This is a genomic window from Pantoea sp. y20, assembly GCF_054903455.1.
In genome coordinates this window covers 1,296,846-1,314,678 of record NZ_CM142816.1, presented here as the reverse complement: position 1 = coordinate 1,314,678, position 17,833 = coordinate 1,296,846, and the positions used below count along the sequence as shown (strand labels likewise).

The 17,833-nt window shown below is 56.5% G+C and carries 17 protein-coding genes; 11 read left to right on the top strand and 6 right to left on the bottom strand.

Features of this window, described 5'->3' with window-relative positions:
• Positions 1 to 83: 83 nt before the first annotated feature.
• Positions 84 to 242 (bottom strand): AcrZ family multidrug efflux pump-associated protein, encoded by a 159-nt coding sequence (locus ACYAC5_RS06090; protein WP_007890616.1) that lies wholly within the window; start codon positions 240 to 242, stop codon positions 84 to 86.
• Between the two features lie 118 nt (positions 243 to 360).
• Here ACYAC5_RS06090 and modE point away from each other — a divergent pair, with 118 nt between their 5' ends.
• The gene (gene modE / locus ACYAC5_RS06085) at positions 361 to 1,143 is read left to right on the top strand and encodes a molybdenum-dependent transcriptional regulator (RefSeq protein WP_462062586.1); all 783 of its coding nucleotides are present in this window, start codon (positions 361 to 363) and stop codon (positions 1,141 to 1,143) included.
• A gap of 76 nt (positions 1,144 to 1,219) precedes the next feature.
• On the top strand, positions 1,220 to 2,692 hold the full coding sequence (modF, locus tag ACYAC5_RS06080) for a molybdate ABC transporter ATP-binding protein ModF (RefSeq protein WP_312464875.1): 1,473 nt from the start codon (positions 1,220 to 1,222) through the stop codon (positions 2,690 to 2,692).
• Here modF and ACYAC5_RS06075 read toward each other — a convergent pair whose 3' ends face one another.
• Positions 2,693 to 2,893, bottom strand: coding sequence for a hypothetical protein (locus ACYAC5_RS06075; protein ID WP_309835468.1), 201 nt, complete (start codon positions 2,891 to 2,893; stop codon positions 2,693 to 2,695). It abuts the gene before it with no gap.
• A 90-nt stretch (positions 2,894 to 2,983) separates the two neighbouring features.
• Between ACYAC5_RS06075 and galT the strand changes: the two genes are divergently transcribed.
• The 4 genes from galT (at position 2,984) to gpmA (ending at position 7,107) form a co-directional block, all read left to right on the top strand.
• Complete coding sequence (galT, locus tag ACYAC5_RS06070; protein ID WP_222233149.1) at positions 2,984 to 4,027, top strand: galactose-1-phosphate uridylyltransferase; 1,044 nt, start codon at positions 2,984 to 2,986, stop codon at positions 4,025 to 4,027.
• Positions 4,028 to 5,176 (top strand): galactokinase, encoded by a 1,149-nt coding sequence (galK, locus tag ACYAC5_RS06065; protein WP_462062584.1) that lies wholly within the window; start codon positions 4,028 to 4,030, stop codon positions 5,174 to 5,176. It abuts the gene before it with no gap.
• Positions 5,170 to 6,204 carry a galactose-1-epimerase gene (gene galM / locus ACYAC5_RS06060; RefSeq protein WP_462062583.1) on the top strand — a complete coding sequence of 345 codons (1,035 nt, stop codon included), beginning with the start codon at positions 5,170 to 5,172 and terminating at the stop codon, positions 6,202 to 6,204. Before galK ends, galM begins: the two co-directional genes overlap by 7 nt.
• Before the next feature lie 150 nt (positions 6,205 to 6,354).
• Positions 6,355 to 7,107 carry a 2,3-diphosphoglycerate-dependent phosphoglycerate mutase gene (gene gpmA / locus ACYAC5_RS06055; RefSeq protein WP_008109047.1) on the top strand — a complete coding sequence of 251 codons (753 nt, stop codon included), beginning with the start codon at positions 6,355 to 6,357 and terminating at the stop codon, positions 7,105 to 7,107.
• A gap of 60 nt (positions 7,108 to 7,167) precedes the next feature.
• Here the strand turns inward: gpmA and aroG are convergent, their stop codons facing one another.
• A complete protein-coding gene (gene aroG / locus ACYAC5_RS06050; RefSeq protein WP_110865751.1) occupies positions 7,168 to 8,220 on the bottom strand; it encodes a 3-deoxy-7-phosphoheptulonate synthase AroG in 1,053 nt (350 codons plus the stop codon).
• Positions 8,221 to 8,519: 299 nt separating this feature from the next.
• On the opposite strand from aroG, the gene ACYAC5_RS06045 reads away from it, so the two are divergent.
• The 4 genes from ACYAC5_RS06045 (at position 8,520) to zitB (ending at position 13,566) form a co-directional block, all read left to right on the top strand.
• Positions 8,520 to 8,876 (top strand): YbgS-like family protein, encoded by a 357-nt coding sequence (locus ACYAC5_RS06045; protein ID WP_192236776.1) that lies wholly within the window; start codon positions 8,520 to 8,522, stop codon positions 8,874 to 8,876.
• A gap of 103 nt (positions 8,877 to 8,979) precedes the next feature.
• Entirely contained in the window at positions 8,980 to 9,564 is a 585-nt protein-coding gene (locus ACYAC5_RS06040; RefSeq protein ID WP_110865750.1) for a response regulator transcription factor, read from the top strand.
• Positions 9,546 to 12,632 (top strand): ATP-binding protein, encoded by a 3,087-nt coding sequence (locus tag ACYAC5_RS06035; protein WP_462062581.1) that lies wholly within the window; start codon positions 9,546 to 9,548, stop codon positions 12,630 to 12,632. Before ACYAC5_RS06040 ends, ACYAC5_RS06035 begins: the two co-directional genes overlap by 19 nt.
• Positions 12,601 to 13,566 (top strand): CDF family zinc transporter ZitB, encoded by a 966-nt coding sequence (zitB, locus tag ACYAC5_RS06030; protein ID WP_462062580.1) that lies wholly within the window; start codon positions 12,601 to 12,603, stop codon positions 13,564 to 13,566. The genes ACYAC5_RS06035 and zitB overlap by 32 nt, the downstream gene beginning before the upstream one ends.
• Here the strand turns inward: zitB and pnuC are convergent.
• The 3 genes from pnuC to ACYAC5_RS06015 all read right to left on the bottom strand — a co-directional run bounded on the left by pnuC (position 13,560) and on the right by ACYAC5_RS06015 (position 16,013).
• Positions 13,560 to 14,282: a nicotinamide riboside transporter PnuC gene (pnuC, locus tag ACYAC5_RS06025; protein WP_277974655.1), complete on the bottom strand. Its 723-nt coding sequence runs from the start codon at positions 14,280 to 14,282 to the stop codon at positions 13,560 to 13,562. The two genes, zitB and pnuC, sit on opposite strands and share 7 nt — an antisense overlap.
• Positions 14,283 to 14,309: 27 nt before the next feature.
• The gene (gene nadA / locus ACYAC5_RS06020; protein ID WP_101763203.1) at positions 14,310 to 15,371 is read right to left on the bottom strand and encodes a quinolinate synthase NadA; all 1,062 of its coding nucleotides are present in this window, start codon (positions 15,369 to 15,371) and stop codon (positions 14,310 to 14,312) included.
• 135 nt (positions 15,372 to 15,506) lie between these two features.
• Positions 15,507 to 16,013: a methylated-DNA--[protein]-cysteine S-methyltransferase gene (locus ACYAC5_RS06015; protein WP_110865747.1), complete on the bottom strand. Its 507-nt coding sequence runs from the start codon at positions 16,011 to 16,013 to the stop codon at positions 15,507 to 15,509.
• Between the two features lie 158 nt (positions 16,014 to 16,171).
• Here ACYAC5_RS06015 and ACYAC5_RS06010 point away from each other — a divergent pair, with 158 nt between their 5' ends.
• Positions 16,172 to 17,638: an AlkA N-terminal domain-containing protein gene (locus ACYAC5_RS06010; protein WP_312464859.1), complete on the top strand. Its 1,467-nt coding sequence runs from the start codon at positions 16,172 to 16,174 to the stop codon at positions 17,636 to 17,638.
• Positions 17,639 to 17,833 lie beyond the last annotated feature (195 nt).

The window sequence follows — 17,833 nt, the reverse complement described above, 5'->3', positions numbered from 1 at the left end:
GCAAATGCGTCATGAGCTTTATATCGGCAGGATTTTACGGAAGTTCAGAAACAAAACGCCCGCAGGAAGCGGGCGTTGAGAAATTAGTGTTGTGAGCTGTTGGCAGGACGATCGTCGCGGCGGCCAAATTTTGAGATGACGTTGAAAACTTCACCCAGGCCGTAAATCAAACCGAGCATAATCGCCATCACAATCGGCACCATGATGATAGCCACAGCCAGGCTTTTTAACAGTTCCAGCATGGAAACCTCACGCAGAAAATAAAAAAGTGATTGTAACGGTTAGCGAAAAAAACGCACTGCCCTTTTCGTGCTTTTACTTTTAAGCAGTAAACTGAGCGGATTAACCTAAGGAGCTGACATGCAGGCAGAACTTTCTCTCCATATTCGTCTTCAGCAAAAGCTGTTTGCCGATCCGCGTCGCATCGAATTACTGAAACGCGTGCAGCAAACCGGCTCCATCAGCCAGGGCGCGAAACTGGCGGGCATCAGTTATAAAAGTGCCTGGGATGCGATCAATGAGATGAATCAGCTGGCCGACAAAACGCTGGTGGATCGCGCCACCGGCGGTAAAGGCGGCGGCGGCGCGCAGCTGACGCGTTATGGCGAGCGGCTGATTCAGCTGTTCCAGTTGACGGAGCAGATTCAACAAAAGGCCTTCGATGTGCTGCAAAACGACAGCTTGCCGCTCGACAGTTTGCTGGCGGCGATTGCGCGTTTCTCGCTGCAAACCAGCGCGCGCAATCAGCTGTTTGGTACGGTGCTGGCCAGCGATCATCAGCAGGTGCAGCAGCACATTGAGGTGCTGCTCGCCGATGGCGTAACGCGCCTGCAGGTGGCGATCACCGCACGCAGTGCCGAACGCTTGCAGCTCGACAGCGGCAAAGAGGTGCTGGTGCTGATTAAAGCACCGTGGATTCACGTCAGTCACGCCGCCGTCAGCAGCGACAATCAACTGGCTGCGCAGATCAGCGCAATTGAGCCCGGCGATCAGCTTAGCGAAGTATTGATGGCGTTGCCGAGTGGCGAAACGCTGTGCGCGACCGTCACCAATGAGGCGGTGAAACAGCAGAATCTGCAGGTTGGTGCCAGCGTCACCGCCAGTTTTAATGCCGAACACGCCATCATCGCCACACTGCTCTGAAATCCACGCCATGATTTGACTTCGTCTGCATCGCTGGCTAAAACTGGACGACACGATGCATAAAACGGAATAGATTATGGCTTCATTGCAAATTTCGCAAGGTACGTTTCACCTTAGCGACACCCGAGCACTGTCCCTTAACGATTTAACCCTCAACAGCGGCGAAAGCTGGGCGTTTGTCGGCGCCAACGGCAGCGGCAAGTCATCGCTGGCTCGCGCCCTTTCCGGCGAGTTGCAGCCCGGTAAAGGCAGCGTGCAGCAGGATTTTCAGCGTCGTACGCGCCTGTCGCTGGAGCAGTTACAGAAACTGGTCAGCGATGAGTGGGAACGTAATAACACCGATCTACTGAGTGAAGGCGAAGACGATACCGGTCGCACCGCCGCACAGATCATTCAGGATGAAGTGCAAGATGCGACGCGTTGTCAGGCGCTGGCGCAGCAGTTTGGCATCACTTATCTGCTCGATCGCCGGTTCAAATATCTCTCCACCGGCGAGACGCGCAAAACGCTGTTGTGTCAGGCGCTAATGGCGCAGCCGGATCTGCTGATCCTTGATGAACCTTTCGATGGGCTGGATGTGGCGTCGCGCGCCAGCCTGGCGCAAACCCTCAACGATCTGCATCGAAGCGGTTTTAGCGTAGTGCTGGTGCTCAATCGCTTTGATGATATTCCCGATTTTGTCGAGAAGGTCGGCGTGTTGGCCGAATGCACGTTAACCCACGTGGGCGAACGGCGCGCGATTCTGGCCGAAGCGCTGGTGGCGCAGCTGGCGCACAGCGAGAAGCTTGCTGGCATGGCACTGCCGCAGGCGGATCAACCCGATCAACTGCCGCAGCTGGCCGAAGATGCGCCGCGCGTGATACTGCGCAACGGCGTGGTGTCGTACAACGACAAAGCGGTGATTGATGGCCTGAACTGGCAGGTTAATCCCGGTGAACACTGGCAGATTGTGGGGCCGAACGGCGCGGGTAAATCCACCCTGCTCAGTTTGGTAACCGGCGATCATCCGCAGGGTTACAGCAACGATTTGACGCTGTTTGGCATCCGACGCGGCAGCGGTGAAACCATCTGGGACATCAAGCAGCACATCGGTTACGTCAGCAGCAGCCTGCACCTCGATTATCGCGTCAGCTGTAATGTGCGCACCGTGGTGCTCTCCGGCTTCTTCGATTCGATTGGTCTGTATCAGGCGGTGTCCGATCGGCAAAAAGCGCTGGCGCGTCAGTGGCTGGCGCTGCTCGGTATGGATAATCAGCTGGCGGATGCGCCGTTCCATAGTTTGTCGTGGGGCCAGCAGCGGCTGGTGCTGATTGCGCGCGCGCTGGTGAAACATCCCACGCTACTCATTCTCGATGAACCGTTGCAGGGGCTGGATCCGATTAACCGCCAGTTGGTGCGCCGCTTTGTTGATGTGCTGATTGGCGAAGGCCGTACGCAACTGCTGTTTGTCTCCCACCACGCCGAAGATGCGCCGCAGTGCATCACCCATCGCCTGAGTTTTGTCGCCCAGGAACAGGGTTACGGTTTCCTGCAAGAGTCGCTGCGTTAATTAGCGGTTGCCATAAGTGGCAATCCTACAAACATCTAACGTGCATAGCGCCATTGCCAAAATAATTCGAGCTGCGGCAAGCAGCAGCAGTTCGGAGTATGAAGGCAATGTAAGCGTTACCATTTCATCGCCTGGTAATTCAACAAACACACGCAACAACCCCACAAAATGAGAATCGTCACCTTGTGTAAACGATACCATTTATCCAGACTGGATCACGCTTTCACGCTGGTCTTTGTGCTACTTTGATCAAAATCATTTTTATCTGTTTGCTGTTTACCAGGACTCATCATGGAAAAATTTAACCCGGTCGATCACCCGCATCGCCGTTATAACCCATTGATCGATCAATGGGTGCTGGTCTCACCGCATCGCGCTAAGCGCCCGTGGCAAGGTGCGCAGGAAACCCCGGCACTGGAGCAACTGCCAGCGCACGATCCTGACTGCTTCCTTTGTGCTGGAAACACCCGCATTACCGGTGACAAAAACCCCAACTATAAAAGCACTTACGTGTTCACCAATGACTTTGCCGCGCTGATGACTAACACGCCAGACGCACCTCAAAGCGACGATCTGTTGATGCGCTGCGAAAGCGCGCGCGGTACCAGCCGGGTGATCTGCTTCTCGCCGGATCACAGCAAAACGCTGCCGGAACTGCCGCTGAGCGGGCTGGAAGATATCGTGCGGACCTGGCAGGAACAGACTGCCGATCTCGGCCAGCACTATCCTTGGGTGCAGGTGTTTGAAAACAAAGGCGCGGCGATGGGCTGCTCCAACCCGCATCCGCATGGCCAGATTTGGGCCAACAGCTTCCTGCCGAACGAAGCGCAGAAAGAAGATGACAACCAACGTCACTATTTTGCCGAGAAAGGCACGCCGCTGCTGGTCGATTACGCTGCGCGCGAGTTGAGCGATGGCAGCCGTACGGTGGTGGAAACCGAACACTGGCTGGCCGTGGTGCCGTGGTGGGCGGCGTGGCCGTTTGAAACCTTGCTGCTGCCGAAAGCCCATGTGAAACGTATCACCGATCTCTCCGAGCCGCAGCGCACCGATCTGGCGCTGGCGCTTAAGCAGCTCACCAGCCGCTACGACAACCTGTTCCAGTGCTCTTTCCCCTATTCGATGGGCTGGCACGGCGCGCCGTTCAACGGCGAAGCCAACGATCACTGGCAGCTGCACGCACACTTCTATCCGCCGCTGCTGCGTTCAGCCACGGTACGCAAATTTATGGTTGGCTATGAAATGCTGGCCGAAACCCAACGTGATTTAACGGCGGAACAGGCAGCTGAACGTCTGCGTTCTGTCAGCGATGTCCATTTCCGCGAGGCGCAATAAATGTCATTAAAATCCATTACTCAACAGGTTTTCGCTGACACTTTCGGCTATCAGGCGACACACAGCATTCAGGCACCGGGCCGCGTCAATCTGATTGGCGAACACACCGACTACAACGATGGCTTTGTGCTGCCGTGCGCCATCGATTATCAAACCGTGATTGCCTGCGCCAAACGCGACGATCGCCAGGTGCGCGTGATTGCCGTCGATTACGACAATCAGCAGGACAGCTTCTCGCTGGATGCGCCGATTGAGCCGCTAAAAGAGCCAATGTGGGCCAACTACGTGCGCGGCGTGGTGAAACATCTGCAGAAACGCGATGCCAGCTTTGGCGGCGTCGATATGGTGATCAGCGGCAACGTGCCACAAGGCGCGGGCCTGAGTTCTTCGGCGTCGCTGGAAGTGGCGGTCGGTACCGTATTCCAGCAGCTGTATGCATTAAACCTCGATGGCGCAGCGATTGCGGTGAACGGTCAGGAAGCGGAAAACCAGTTTGTCGGCTGCAACTGCGGCATCATGGATCAGCTGATCTCCGCGCTCGGTCAGCCGGATCACGCCATGCTGCTGGATTGCCGTACGCTCGGCACGCGCGCAGTATCAATGCCGGAAGATGTTGCGGTGGTGATCATCAACTCCAACTTCCGTCGTAGCCTGGTGGGCAGCGAATACAATACGCGTCGTGAACAGTGTGAAACTGGCGCACGCTTCTTCAATAAACCGGCGCTGCGCGATGTGACGCTGGAAGAGTTTGAAGCCTCTGCTGGTGAGCTGGATGCGTTGGTGGCAAAACGCGTGCGTCACGTGATTAGCGAAAATGCGCGCACGCTGGAAGCAGCCGATGCGTTAAGCGCGGGCGATCTGAAACGCATGGGCGAACTGATGGCCGAATCGCACGCCTCGATGCGTGACGATTTCGAAATCACCGTACCGCAAATCGATCAGCTGGTTGAGATTGTGAAAGCAGAAATCGGCCCGCGCGGCGGCGTGCGTATGACCGGCGGCGGTTTCGGTGGCTGCATCGTGGCGCTGATGCCAATCGATCTGGTCGATGCGGTGAAAGCGGTGGTCGCCGAGAAGTATGAAGCGCAAACCGGCATCAAAGAGACCTTCTACGTGTGCAAAGCGTCCGCGGGAGCAGGCCAATGGTAAGTGATGTGAATTCACACGCGCCAGACGGGCAACCGTGGCGCATCACTGTGCTGCGCAATCGCAACGGCATGGTGGCTACTTTTATGGATTGGGGCGCGACCTGGCTGTCAGCGCGCGTGCCAATGTTGGATCACAGCGTGCGTGAAGCGCTGCTCGGCTGTGCCACGCCGTCCGATTATCTGCATCAGGATGCTTATCTTGGCGCGACGATTGGCCGCTACGCGAACCGCATCGCCTCGGCCGAACTGAAGCCGCTTAACCTGCTGCTGGCAGCGAATCAGGGCGCACATCAGCTGCACGGCGGGCCGGAAGGTTTCGATAAACGTCGCTGGCAGATTCTCAGTCAGAGCGAAAGCGAGGTGCACTATCGCCTCGATTCGCCGGATGGCGATCAGGGTTATCCCGGCAATGTGATCGCCAATGTCATCTATCAACTTGATGACGATAATTGCTTGTCGATTCGCTATGAAGCGCAAACCGACAAGCCTTGCCCGGTCAATCTCACCAACCATGCTTACTTTAATCTTGATGCGCATCATGGTGATGCGCGCCAGCATCGCTTACAACTGCACGCCGATCGTTACCTGCCGGTGGACAGCGAAGGCATTCCTAACGCGCCGCTGAAAGAGGTGGCGGGAAACAGTTTTGATTTCCGCCAGCCGAAGCGCGTCGCCGATGAGTTCCTTGCCGATGACGATCAAAAAGCGGTGAAAGGCTATGACCACGCCTTTTTGCTTAACACCGCTGGCGACAGCAGCCAGCCCGCCGCCCATTTATGGTCTGCCGATGGCAAGCTGGAGCTGAGCGTGTTTACTGCCGCTCCGGCGCTGCAGTTCTACACCGGCAACTATCTGGCGGGAACACGCGCCCGTGAGCAGGACAGCTATACTGCTTTCCAGGGCATCGCTCTGGAGAGCGAATTTTTACCGGATTCGCCTAACCATGCAGAGTGGCCGCAGCCCAATTGCTGGCTACAACCCGGCGACAGCTGGCAGTCCGTGACGCGTTATCGCTTCACGCCGCACTGAGCCACCGGATGAAAAACGCGCACTGCGCTGCCGACAGGCTTACGCCGTGCGTTGTTTTCCGCTATGGTATGGCGCTATTAGTGAGCCGCTTCTCAGTGGCCGCAGCCGGTTTCAATACTAATCGTAAATCGAGCATTAAGGAGTAAAGCTATGGCCGTAACTAAGCTGGTACTGGTGCGACACGGCGAAAGCCAGTGGAACCAGGAAAACCGCTTCACCGGATGGTACGACGTTGACCTGTCTGACAAAGGTCGCACTGAAGCCAAAGCAGCCGGTCAGCTGCTGAAGAAAGAAGGTTTCGTGTTTGATTTCGCTTACACCTCAGTGCTGAAGCGCGCTATCCATACCCTGTGGAACGTGCTGGATGAGTTGGATCAGGCTTGGCTGCCGGTTGAAAAAACCTGGCGTCTGAACGAGCGTCACTACGGTGCGCTGCAAGGTCTGGATAAAGCAGAAACCGCCGCTAAATACGGTGACGAGCAAGTGAAACAGTGGCGTCGTGGCTTTGCTATCACGCCACCCGAACTGGATCGCGCTGATGAGCGTTTCCCTGGCCACGATCCGCGTTACGCTTCACTGACTGACGCGCAGCTGCCAACCACCGAAAGCCTGGCGCTGACCATCGAACGCGTGATTCCTTACTGGAACGAAAGCATTCTGCCGCGCATTAAGAGCGGTGAGAAAGTGATCGTTGCTGCACACGGCAACTCACTGCGTGCGCTGGTTAAATACCTCGACAACCTGAGCGAAGACGAGATCCTCGAACTGAACATCCCAACTGGCGTGCCGTTGGTGTATGAGTTCGATGAGAACTTCAAGCCACTCAAACGTTACTATCTGGGTGATGCTGATGAGATTGCTGCGAAAGCCGCAGCCGTAGCAAACCAGGGTAAAGCGAAGTAAACGAACGCTGAAACGCAAAAAGGCCAGACGCAAGTCTGGCCTTTTTTATTGCCGAATGGCTTAGCTGCGGCGCTGTTTGACCGCCTGAGCCAGCTGACGCAACGCCTTCTCGGTGTCTTCCCAGCCGATACAGGCATCGGTCACGCTCTGGCCGTACACCAGCGGTTTGCCGCTTTCGAGGCTCTGATTACCTTCCACCAGATGACTCTCAATCATCACGCCAGTAATCGCCTGCTCACCACCGGCAATTTGCTGTGCCACGTCGTCGGCAACCACCATCTGACGCTGGAACTGCTTGCTGCTATTAGCATGGCTGAAGTCGATCATCACTTGCGGACGCAAGCCTGCTTTCTCCAGACCGGTTTTCACGGCCGCCACGTGTTCGGCGCTGTAGTTCGGCTCTTTGCCGCCGCGCAGGATGATGTGGCAGTCTTCGTTACCGCTGGTTTCGACAATCGCCGAGTGACCATATTTGGTGACTGACAGGAAGCAGTGTGGCGCGCTGGCCGCACCGATGGCGTCAATCGCCACTTTGATGGTGCCGTCGGTACCGTTTTTGAAGCCCACCGGGCAAGAGAGGCCGGAAGAGAGTTCGCGATGCACCTGCGATTCGGTGGTACGTGCACCAATCGCGCCCCAGCTCATCAGATCGGCCATATATTGTGGCGTGATCATATCGAGGAACTCACCGGCGGCTGGCAACCCGATATCGTTGATATCCACCAGCAGCTTGCGCGCCAGGCGCAGGCCGTCGTTGATCTGGAAGCTGCCATCCATAAACGGATCGTTGATCAGCCCTTTCCAGCCCACCGTGGTGCGCGGTTTTTCAAAGTAAACGCGCATCACCACTTCGAGATCGTCTTTCAGCTCATCACGCAGTGCCAGCAGGCGCGTCGCATACTCTTGCGCAGCCTGGGTATCGTGAATTGAGCACGGACCAATCACCACCAGCAGACGATCGTCTTCGCCATGAAGAATGCGGTGAATCGCCTGACGTGACTGCGCTACGGTTGCAGCCGCTTTATCGGTGGCGGGGAATTTTTCAAGCAAAGCAACAGGAGGCAGTAACTCTTTGATCTCTCTGATGCGTAAATCATCGTTCTGGTAATCCATACACAATTCCATTCAAATTTCTGGCCCAACGTCCGTCGGGCGCAACCCGCCCACTTTAGCCCTTCACGCGGTGGGTGTAAATTACGCACCGCGCTTAAAATGTACATCTCAAATTTGCATTTATATATCCATGCACTAAGCTTTTTAAATGTAAGCACTAAGGAATGATGTGTTTGCAAAATTAAATTTTTAAGTGAAGCGTATAAGGTGGATTTTATTCCATCGCGGCACGCTATTTTCGTCACTCAACACCAGCGGGTGTTAGACGGCAACTATCCATTAATTACTGGAGCATAATGATGAATAAGTTTGCAATGATCTTTCTGACAGCAGCGATGACCATGGGTAGCGGTGCTGTAATGGCTGCGGATAACAACAATGGTGCGGCCAACGCTTCAGCTGAAGCCGGTGCAGCAGCTGGCGGTGCAAAACAAAATCTGCCACCTAATAATGTTGATAACAGCAAAATTAACAGCGGTAGCACCAATACCAACAGCGCAGCAACGTCAGGCACTGACTCAAGCAATATGTCAGCCAACCAGGTGCACAAAAACAGCATGTGCAAAGACGGCAAATGCCCGGACATGAATAAAAAAGTCGACACTAAAGAGGGTGGCGGCCACGTGAAACATAAAACAGACGGTACTTCGCAATAAGTTTCCTTCTGTTTGATCAAGGGAGAGCTTCGGCTCTCCCTTTTATTTTGCCCCCCGCCCTTTTCCGCTATGCTGAAGCAATGAAATTCACAGGAACTATTTCATGGCTTCATTGCTGCTTATTGATGATCACCCGTTAGTTGCCGTCGCACTGGAAGCGGCTTGCGTTAACGCTCCTATCACGTTGAACATTCACGCCGCTGGCGACGAAGCGCAGGCGCGCCAACTGCTTCAACAACATCCCATCGATTTAATTGTGCTGGATATCGGTTTACCCGATTGCGACGGACTCGAACTGCTGCGCCGGTTGCGCATGCGTAATCAGCACTGCCCGGTGTTGATCTATTCCGCGCAGCAGAGCCGCCACACGCTGCTCAGCGCCGTGTCGCTTGGCGCTGCTGGTTACGTGGTGAAAAGCCAAAGCATGGCGCAACTGCTGAGCGCGATTCTGGCGGTGCTAGGCGGCCAGCAGGCTTTTCCGCCGCTGCCGGAACGTATCGAACTGCCGTTAACCGAGAAAGAGCAGCAGATTGTAGCGTTGCTGGTGCGCGGCCTCTCGAATCTGCAGATTGGCGAACAGCTGCATATCAGCAATAAAACCGTTAGCACCCACAAGAAGAACATCCTGGAGAAAACCGGCGTACAGTCGGTGGTTGAGCTGGCTGAGCTGTGGAAAGCGCAGCAGTGAGGATCTGTTTGCTGCTGTGTACGCTGCTGCTGAGTGTGATGGCGAAAGCCGATCTGCAACCCGCCAGCAGCGTGATGTTACCTGCGATGATGCCAGCCCCACACGCCGAGCCGTGGCCTGGCGCAACGTTGCGCGTCGCGGTGCCGGCACAAAACAGCGCACCCTGGGCGATGCGCATTGGCGATCACCTCTGGGGCATCGACGCCGACTATCTCAGCGCCCTAAGCCAGTTGACCGGTACGCATTTCACGCTGCAAAGCTATGCCGATCGCGCGCAGCAACTGGCAGCCTTGCAGCGCGGCGAGGTGGATTTGGTGTTGAGTAATCAACATGCCCAGCTCCCATCCGATGTGCTGCTCAGCGACAGCTGGTACAGCAGCCCGATTCGCATTTATCGTAACCGGGATAATCAGCGCGCGGTGATGTTCAATAGCGAAACCGCGCAGCTCACCATTGCCGAAGCGACGCTGGCGCAGTTGCCCACTGAATTTGTGCAGCAGCATCGCTGGCACACCTTGCCGGGCGATCTGCAGGCGCTGTATGCGCTGCTCAATCAGCAAAGCGATTATCTGGTCGCCGATGAAGCCAGCGCCGGTTTCTTGCTGGGCCAGCTGCAGCAAGGACAAATTTACCAAATCACTGCCGATCCTGGCGCGGGCGAATTAACGCTACGCGCAATGACGCGCAATGCCGCGCTGATCCACTGGCTTAACAGCCAGCTGCGTCTGCTGCCCGCCGAGTTCAGCAGTCGCGTCCAGCAGCGCTGGAGCCCGCCGCTGCTGCGTTATCAGGACACGCAAACCCTGATGCTGTCGGCCAGCGAAAAACAGTGGCTGGCGCAACATACTGAGATTCCGTATGCGGTTGAAGCGGATAACGCGCCCTGGAGCTATCGCGACAGCAGCGGCAACGCGCGCGGCTTCGGCATCGACATGCTGAACGCGCTGAGCCAAAGTACCGGCCTGCGTTTTACCCCGCGCTGGGTCAACAATCCGCAGCAGGCCGCCACGCTACTGCAGCAACAGCAGGTGATGTTCAACCTGTTGCAGCCGCTGTATGGCGACGATCCCGGCAGCAATACTTTGCCGGTATGGCGCGCCATTTGGGGCATTTACACGCTTGCCACGCATCAGCCAATGAACTGGCAATCGCTACAAGGCCAGCGCGTGGGCGTATTACGCGACGATCTCGCCATACGTTTGCTGCCGTCAGGTATTACGCCGCAGCCGTTCGACGATCGGACGCAGCTGTGGCAAGCGCTGAATAACGGTCAGATCGATGCGCTGGTAGATAACGTGCTCTCTGCCCGCTGGCGTATGGCGAGTCACGAAGATAATCGTGTGCATCTGGCGTTTGCTGCCAGCGATATCGCCTGGCCGCTGGCGCCGCAGGTCAGTGCTGAACAGCCTGAGCTGCGCGCCCTGCTCGACCATGCATTGCAGCAAATCCCGCCTGATACGCTCAACCAGATGCGCGTCAGCTGGTCACAGCCGCCGCAGCCCGGCACGACGATGGCGATGCGCAATATTCCGCTGATGATTTTGCTTGCGGCAGGCGTAATTATTCTGTTGCTGTTGGGCTTGCTGGCGCGTCGTTACTGGCAGCAGCGTCGTGACCGATTGCAGCGTGAGCAGGCCGAACGCGCCAATGCCGCCAAAAGCCAGTTTCTTGCCACTGCCAGCCACGAACTGCGCACGCCGATGCAGGCGATACTCGGTTTGCTGGAGCTGGAACAGCAGCAGCATCCGAGTGAACGGCTGGCGCTGATGCACAGCAGCGCGCGGTCGCTGATGGCGCTATTGAACGACTTGCAGGATCACGCGCGTATTGAGAGCCAGAGCTTCCGTCTGGCACCGCGCCCGCTCAATCTGACGCTCTGGCTGCAGCAACAGCAGCAGTTTTATCATCCCTTAATGCGCGATGCCGGGCCGAACCTGATTGCCGAAGCGCTAACGCCGCTGCCTGCCAGCGTGTTGCTGGATGGCGATCGCCTGCAGCAGGTAGTGAATAATCTGGTGGCCAACGCCCTTAAGTTTACCCGCGAAGGCGAAGTGCGCCTGTCGCTGGCGGTCAGTGAGCACATCCAGCTTACGGTCACCGACACCGGCAGCGGCATCCCGCTTAACGAGCAGGCAAAACTGTTTGAGCCGTGGTATCAGGCGCCGTCCGGCAAAAGCCATGCGGTGCAAGGCAGCGGCTTAGGTTTGTTTATCTGTCGCGAGATTGTGCAACGAATGGGCGGTACGCTAACGCTCACTTCAGCACCGGGCAGCGGCACCACGGTCAGCGTGCAGTTGCCATTAGTGGTGAGCGAAGAGCCGTTAACCGAGCGCACAGCCAGCTGGCCTGTTTACCCGCAGCTGCGCGTGGCGATTGTGGACGATCACCCGACCAATCTTTTGGTGATGCAGCAGCAGCTGGCGATGTTTGGCGTTGAGGCGCAGGTATTTGAAGAGGGCCGAGCGCTGCTGCGCGCCGATGCTCAGCGCGCCTTCGATATTCTGTTTATCGACCAGATGATGCCGCGCCCGGATGGTTTAACGCTGCTGCGTATTCTGCGCCGTCGTCAGCGCCAGCGCGGCAGCACCTCGCTGCGCGTGCTCTGCTCTGCGGATGTTCAGTTGCTGAAAATCGCCTTGCTGGATGACGAAGCTCTGCTGCTCAAACCCATTGAACTCGATCATCTGGCACCGCTGCTGGCGCGCGCAGTAAAAGATCCATTGGATGTCTTGCCAAACAGCTTACTGATTCTGGCGCAGGATAATCAGGCATTTATTCCGCGCATCTGTCAAACCTTGCAGCGCACGCTGCAACAGGATCGGGATTTGCTGTTGAACGCGCGCGATACACAAAATTGGACGGCGCTGGAACAGGCTGCACACCGCATGAAGGGCAGCTGGTTGATGCTGGGCATTGATGAGGTAGCCGAGCGCTGTCAGCAGTTGATTGAGCAGGTTAAACAGCAGCAGTTGCCGCTTGATGATCTCAATTTACTGATATCATTAACAAACAGGTTACTTAAACAACTGGATAATTATGGCACACACGCATTCTCACGGGACCGCTAACGGCAACCACAAACGACTGGCCGCGGCGTTTGGCGTAACGGCGCTGTTTATGGTGGCCGAAGTGATCGGCGGGCTGGTTTCTGGCTCGCTGGCGCTGCTGGCCGATGCCGGACATATGTTGACCGATGCCGCCGCGCTGCTGATGGCGTTACTCGCGGTGCAGTTTGCTCAGCGCAAGCCTAACGCGCGCCATACCTTCGGCTTGCTGCGTCTCACCACCTTAGCGGCGTTCGTCAATGCCATTGCGCTGCTGGTGATTACGGTGCTGATTGTCTGGGAAGCGCTGCGTCGCTTCTATGAACCCCAGCCGATTGCCGGCGGATTGATGCTCGGCATCGCCATTGCCGGTTTGCTGGCCAATCTGCTGTCGTTCTGGCTGCTGCATCGCGGCAGCGAAGAGAAGAATCTCAACGTGCGTGCGGCGGCATTGCATGTGCTGGGCGATTTGCTGGGTTCGGTTGGTGCGATTGTCGCGGCGGTGATCATTATGCTGACCGGCTGGACGCCGATCGATCCGATTCTGTCGCTGCTGGTGTCATTGCTGGTGGTACGCAGCGCCTGGTCGCTGCTGCGCGAGAGTCTGCATGAATTGCTGGAAGGTGCGCCGGGCCATATCAACGCGGATAAACTGTCACGCGAGCTGACGCGCAATATCGATGAAGTACGTAACGTGCATCACGTTCATTTGTGGCAAGTGGGTGAAAAACCGGTGCTGACGCTGCATGTGCAGGTGATTCCGCCATACGATCACGACGGCCTGCTTAAGCGCATTCACCACTATTTGCATGAGCACTATCAGATTGCCCACGCCACGGTGCAGATGGAATATCAGCCGTGCAGCGGGCCGGACTGCGAGTTGGGTTTAGATAACAACGCCGCGCAGCACGATCACCACGATCATGCTGCGCTTGAAGGTCACGCTCATCATCACTGATGGGACAGCGCGCGCGAGCCATGTTCGCGTGCGCTTTGCATCCACAGGCGCGAACCGTTGAGCGCAATCAGCGTCAGAATCGCGTACTCCAGTGACATGGCATAAACGCCCTGACGCGCAAAGATCATCACGCTGATAACGTTGATCACCACCCAAAGCAGCCAGTTCTCAACGTATTTACGCGTCATAAAAATCATCGCCACAATCGACAGCACCATCATGCACGAATCCCAGAACGGGAACGCGTCAGGCTGCAGTTGCGGCATCGCCACGTTAAGCCCCAGACTCTGCATAATGCCGACCGCTGTTTTGGTCAGGAAAGCAAAGACCGGATCGATGTACACCGTCATCAGCGCAATCGCCACCACGCACGCCGCGCCCCAGCCCAATGCTTTCGGCAGCGGCAGCCAGCGAATTCTCAGCTCCGTTTCGTTGTTAGAGGTTTGCCGACTCCACGCGTACCAGCCGTAAACGTTGGCGACGAAGAAGAACAGTTGCAGCAACAAGCTGGCGTAGAGCTGAATCTGGAAGAAAATCACCGCGAACAGCGTGACGTTTATCAGCCCGAAAAAGTAGTTGATGATTTTCTCAAGGCTGGCGAGCCAGATGCACAGCAGGCCCGCAAGGGTGCCAACGGCTTCGATCCATGAGAGATCGTAGCCGCCAACGCCGAGCGGAATGTGAACCAGAATATTTTGCGTGCTAAAGAAGTCCATATAAGGTGCCTGTGTAACGGGAGCCCGTCATGCATTCCCTTTGATTTTAAGTTTGAGATCTGCAGCAAAGGATAGCATGCGGTTGAGCGGTAGCAACGCGGCCTCACGCAACGCGCTATCCACATGGATCTCATGCGCGCTGCCGCCACGCTCCAGTCCTTCGGCAATCGCTTTCAGGCCGTTCATCGCCATCCAAGGACAGTGCGCACAGCTGCGGCAGGTGGCGCCCTCGCCTGCGGTGGGCGCTTCCAGCAACTCTTTGTTCGGCACCGCCTGCTGCATTTTGTAGAAGATGCCGCGATCGGTGGCGACGATCATCTGCGGATGCGGCAAACTTTGCGCCGCCTGAATCAGCTGACTGGTGGATCCCACCGCATCAGCCAGATCGACAATCGCCTGCGGTGATTCAGGATGCACCAGCACAGCCGCATGCGGATAGAGCGCCTTCATGCGTTGCAAAGCCTGTGTTTTGAATTCGTCATGCACAATACAGGCGCCCTGCCAGCACAGCACATCCGCGCCGGATTTTTGCGTGACGTAGCGGCCGAGATGGCGATCCGGTGCCCAGATGATTTTCTCGCCGAGGCTGTCAAGATGCTCAATCAGCTCAACCGCGATGCTCGAGGTGACGACCCAATCCGCACGCGCTTTAACCGCCGCCGAGGTGTTGGCATACACCACCACAGTGCGATCGGGATGCTGATCGCAGAAGCGGTTAAACTCTTCAATTGGGCAACCGAGATCGAGCGAGCATTCCGCCTGCAAGGTGGGCATCAGCACGGTTTTTTCCGGGCTAAGGATTTTTGCGGTTTCACCCATAAAACGCACGCCCGCCACCAGCAAGGTTTTAGCGGGATGAGTACTGCCGAAACGGGCCATTTCCAGTGAGTCCGATACGCAGCCGCCGGTCTCTTCCGCCAGCGCCTGAATTTCGGGATCGGTGTAGTAATGCGCCACCATCACCGCATCGCGTTCTTTCAGCAAGCGTTTTATTTTGTTTTTGTAGTGGGCTTTTTCATCGTCGCTGAGACGTGCCGGTTTCGGCGGGAAAGGATAGATCGCGCTTTCAGGATCGAACATCAGGCTCATGACACGGCTCTCGTTTTCTCAATTTAACAAAATTGCCTGTTACGGCAATGATTCGGCATCAAAACCGCTATCGTGTTTTATATGCTAAACACGATAGCGGAATTGCGCGAGAGTGTCGTCTCTTTTTTGCGCGCTCTACAGCAACAAAGCGCTGCTCAACGTTTTCTGCGGACTTTCCAGCTCCAGCAGGAAGGCTTTAACGGTGAGTCCGCCTGCAAAACCGGTGAGTTTGCCGTTGCTGCCAATCACGCGATGGCACGGCGCCATAATCGACAGCGGATTTTTACCGTTCGCTGCGCCCACGGCGCGCACCGCTTTCGGATTGCCGATCTGCTCGGCGATTTGCTGGTAGCTGCGCGTTTCTCCAAACGGGATGGTGAGCAGCGCCTGCCACACTTTTTTCTGGAACTCGGTGCCGACGGTGTCGTACGGCATATCAAACTGCTGACGCTCACCGGCGAAATATTCGCGCAGCTGGCGTTCGGCCTCACACAGAATCGGATGCTGATCGTTACGGCTGATCGGCTTCAGCGGCACGCGCTGCGCCCCTTCGTTTTCCCACAGAATCGCCGACAATCCTTTATCGGTGGCAACAAGCGTGAGCTCACCAACGGGCGTCGCGATGATTTTGGCATGATACATGGTGCACCTCCGGCATATTCTCTGCTGGCGATTATCGCATTTCCGCCGCAGGAAACTGGCTGTTTTCGGTCATCAGCATAAACTGGTTAGCTGTCCGAAAGCAGCGAGTTTTCCTGTTCAGCTTGCGCGACTATGCCGTTTATTTGCCGGAGACGATGATGTTTGATGCTGAAATTGCGTACCAGGCGCTGACGTCGCGCGATAGCCGCTTCGACGGGCTGTTTTTTGTTGGCGTGACATCCACCGGCATCTATTGCCGCCCCATTTGTCCAGTGAAAGCGCCGATGCAGAAGAACTGCCTGTTTTTTAGCAGCGCAGAGGCCGCCGAGAAAGCGCACTTCCGCCCGTGTTTACGCTGCCGTCCGGAACTGGCGCCCGGCTCTGCGCCGGTGGATAGCCATCACCGCATTGCCGATCGTTTAATTCGCCGCATCGAAGAGGGCTTGCTGGAAGAGCAGGAGACGCTGGCAGACATCGCTGGCGAGTTTGACCTCAGTGAACGTCAATTGCGTCGCGTGGTGCAGCAGGAGCTCGGCGTATCGCCTTTAGAGCTGCGTCAGACACGTCGTATGCTGCTAGCCAAGCAACTTCTGACAGAAACCTCTCTGCCGGTCACGGAAATTGCTTACGCCAGCGGCTTCCGCAGTTTGAGGCGCTTTAACGATGTGTTCCAGGCGCGCTATCGCATGACGCCCTCCCGCCTGCGCAAGCAGAATCAACCCGACGCCGTGAAAACCACGCAGGAGAGCGCCGAACTGCGCCTGAGTTATCGGCCGCCTTACGATTGGGATGCGATGCTCGATTTCCTGCAACAGCGCGTGATGAAGGAAGTGGAATGGGTGAACGAGGGCATGTATCACCGCACCGTGGCGCTGGGCAACTGTCGCGGCTGGGTGCGCGTGAGCCATGTTGCGGGTAAACAGTCGCTGAAGGTGCAATTCACAACGTCGCTGACGCCAGTGCTGCCCGCTTTGCTGCGTCGGCTACGCGATCTATTTGATTTGGATGCGCAGCCACAGCGCATAGCTGAGCATCTAAGCCACGATCCGCTTTTAGCCGAGAGCTTATCGCGCTTTCCCGGCTTACGCGTTCCTGGTGCGTTTGACGGCTTTGAGTTGGGTGTGCGCGCGATACTCGGGCAGCAGGTTACCGTGAAAGCCGCAACCACGCTAAGCAGCCGAATGGCACAGCGCTTTGGTGAACCGCTGGTAACGCCGTGGTCAGAACTTTCGCGTTTGCCGCCAAATGCGGAGTCGCTAGCGGCGGCGAGCATCGATGATATTGCCAGCCTGGGAATCGTCAGTGCGCGTTCACATGCCATTCAGGCGTTGGCGCAGGCCTGTGCTTCCGGCGCATTACGCTTTAACGGTGCGGTGAATCCAGACGTGGTTCAGCAGCAGTTACTGGCGCTAAAAGGCATTGGGCCGTGGACGGCAAGTTATATCGCCATGCGCGCGCTGCGCTGGCCTGATGCGTTTCCCAAAGAGGATATTGCGATTCGTAATAATCTCGGCGGCGTGAGTGCCAAAGTAGCGGAGCAGTTATCGCAGGTTTGGCGGCCATGGCGCAGCTATGCGGTGCTGCATATCTGGAAAAGTCTGACGCCGGTTAAGTTTAAAAAATAGATTTAGCTTAAAAGCTTGCCAACCAGCCGGAAGGACCGGGCGGTTCCGTAAAGTCGCCGTGGATACATCCCTGTAGGCTCTGCCGGCGCATCCATGCGCCGGAAGCTTTACTCCACCGCCCGGTCCTTTCGTCTTCGTTCAGTATGCGTGTGATTATTTCAAGCAACGACAAAGCATAAGGGCCAGAAAAGGCGG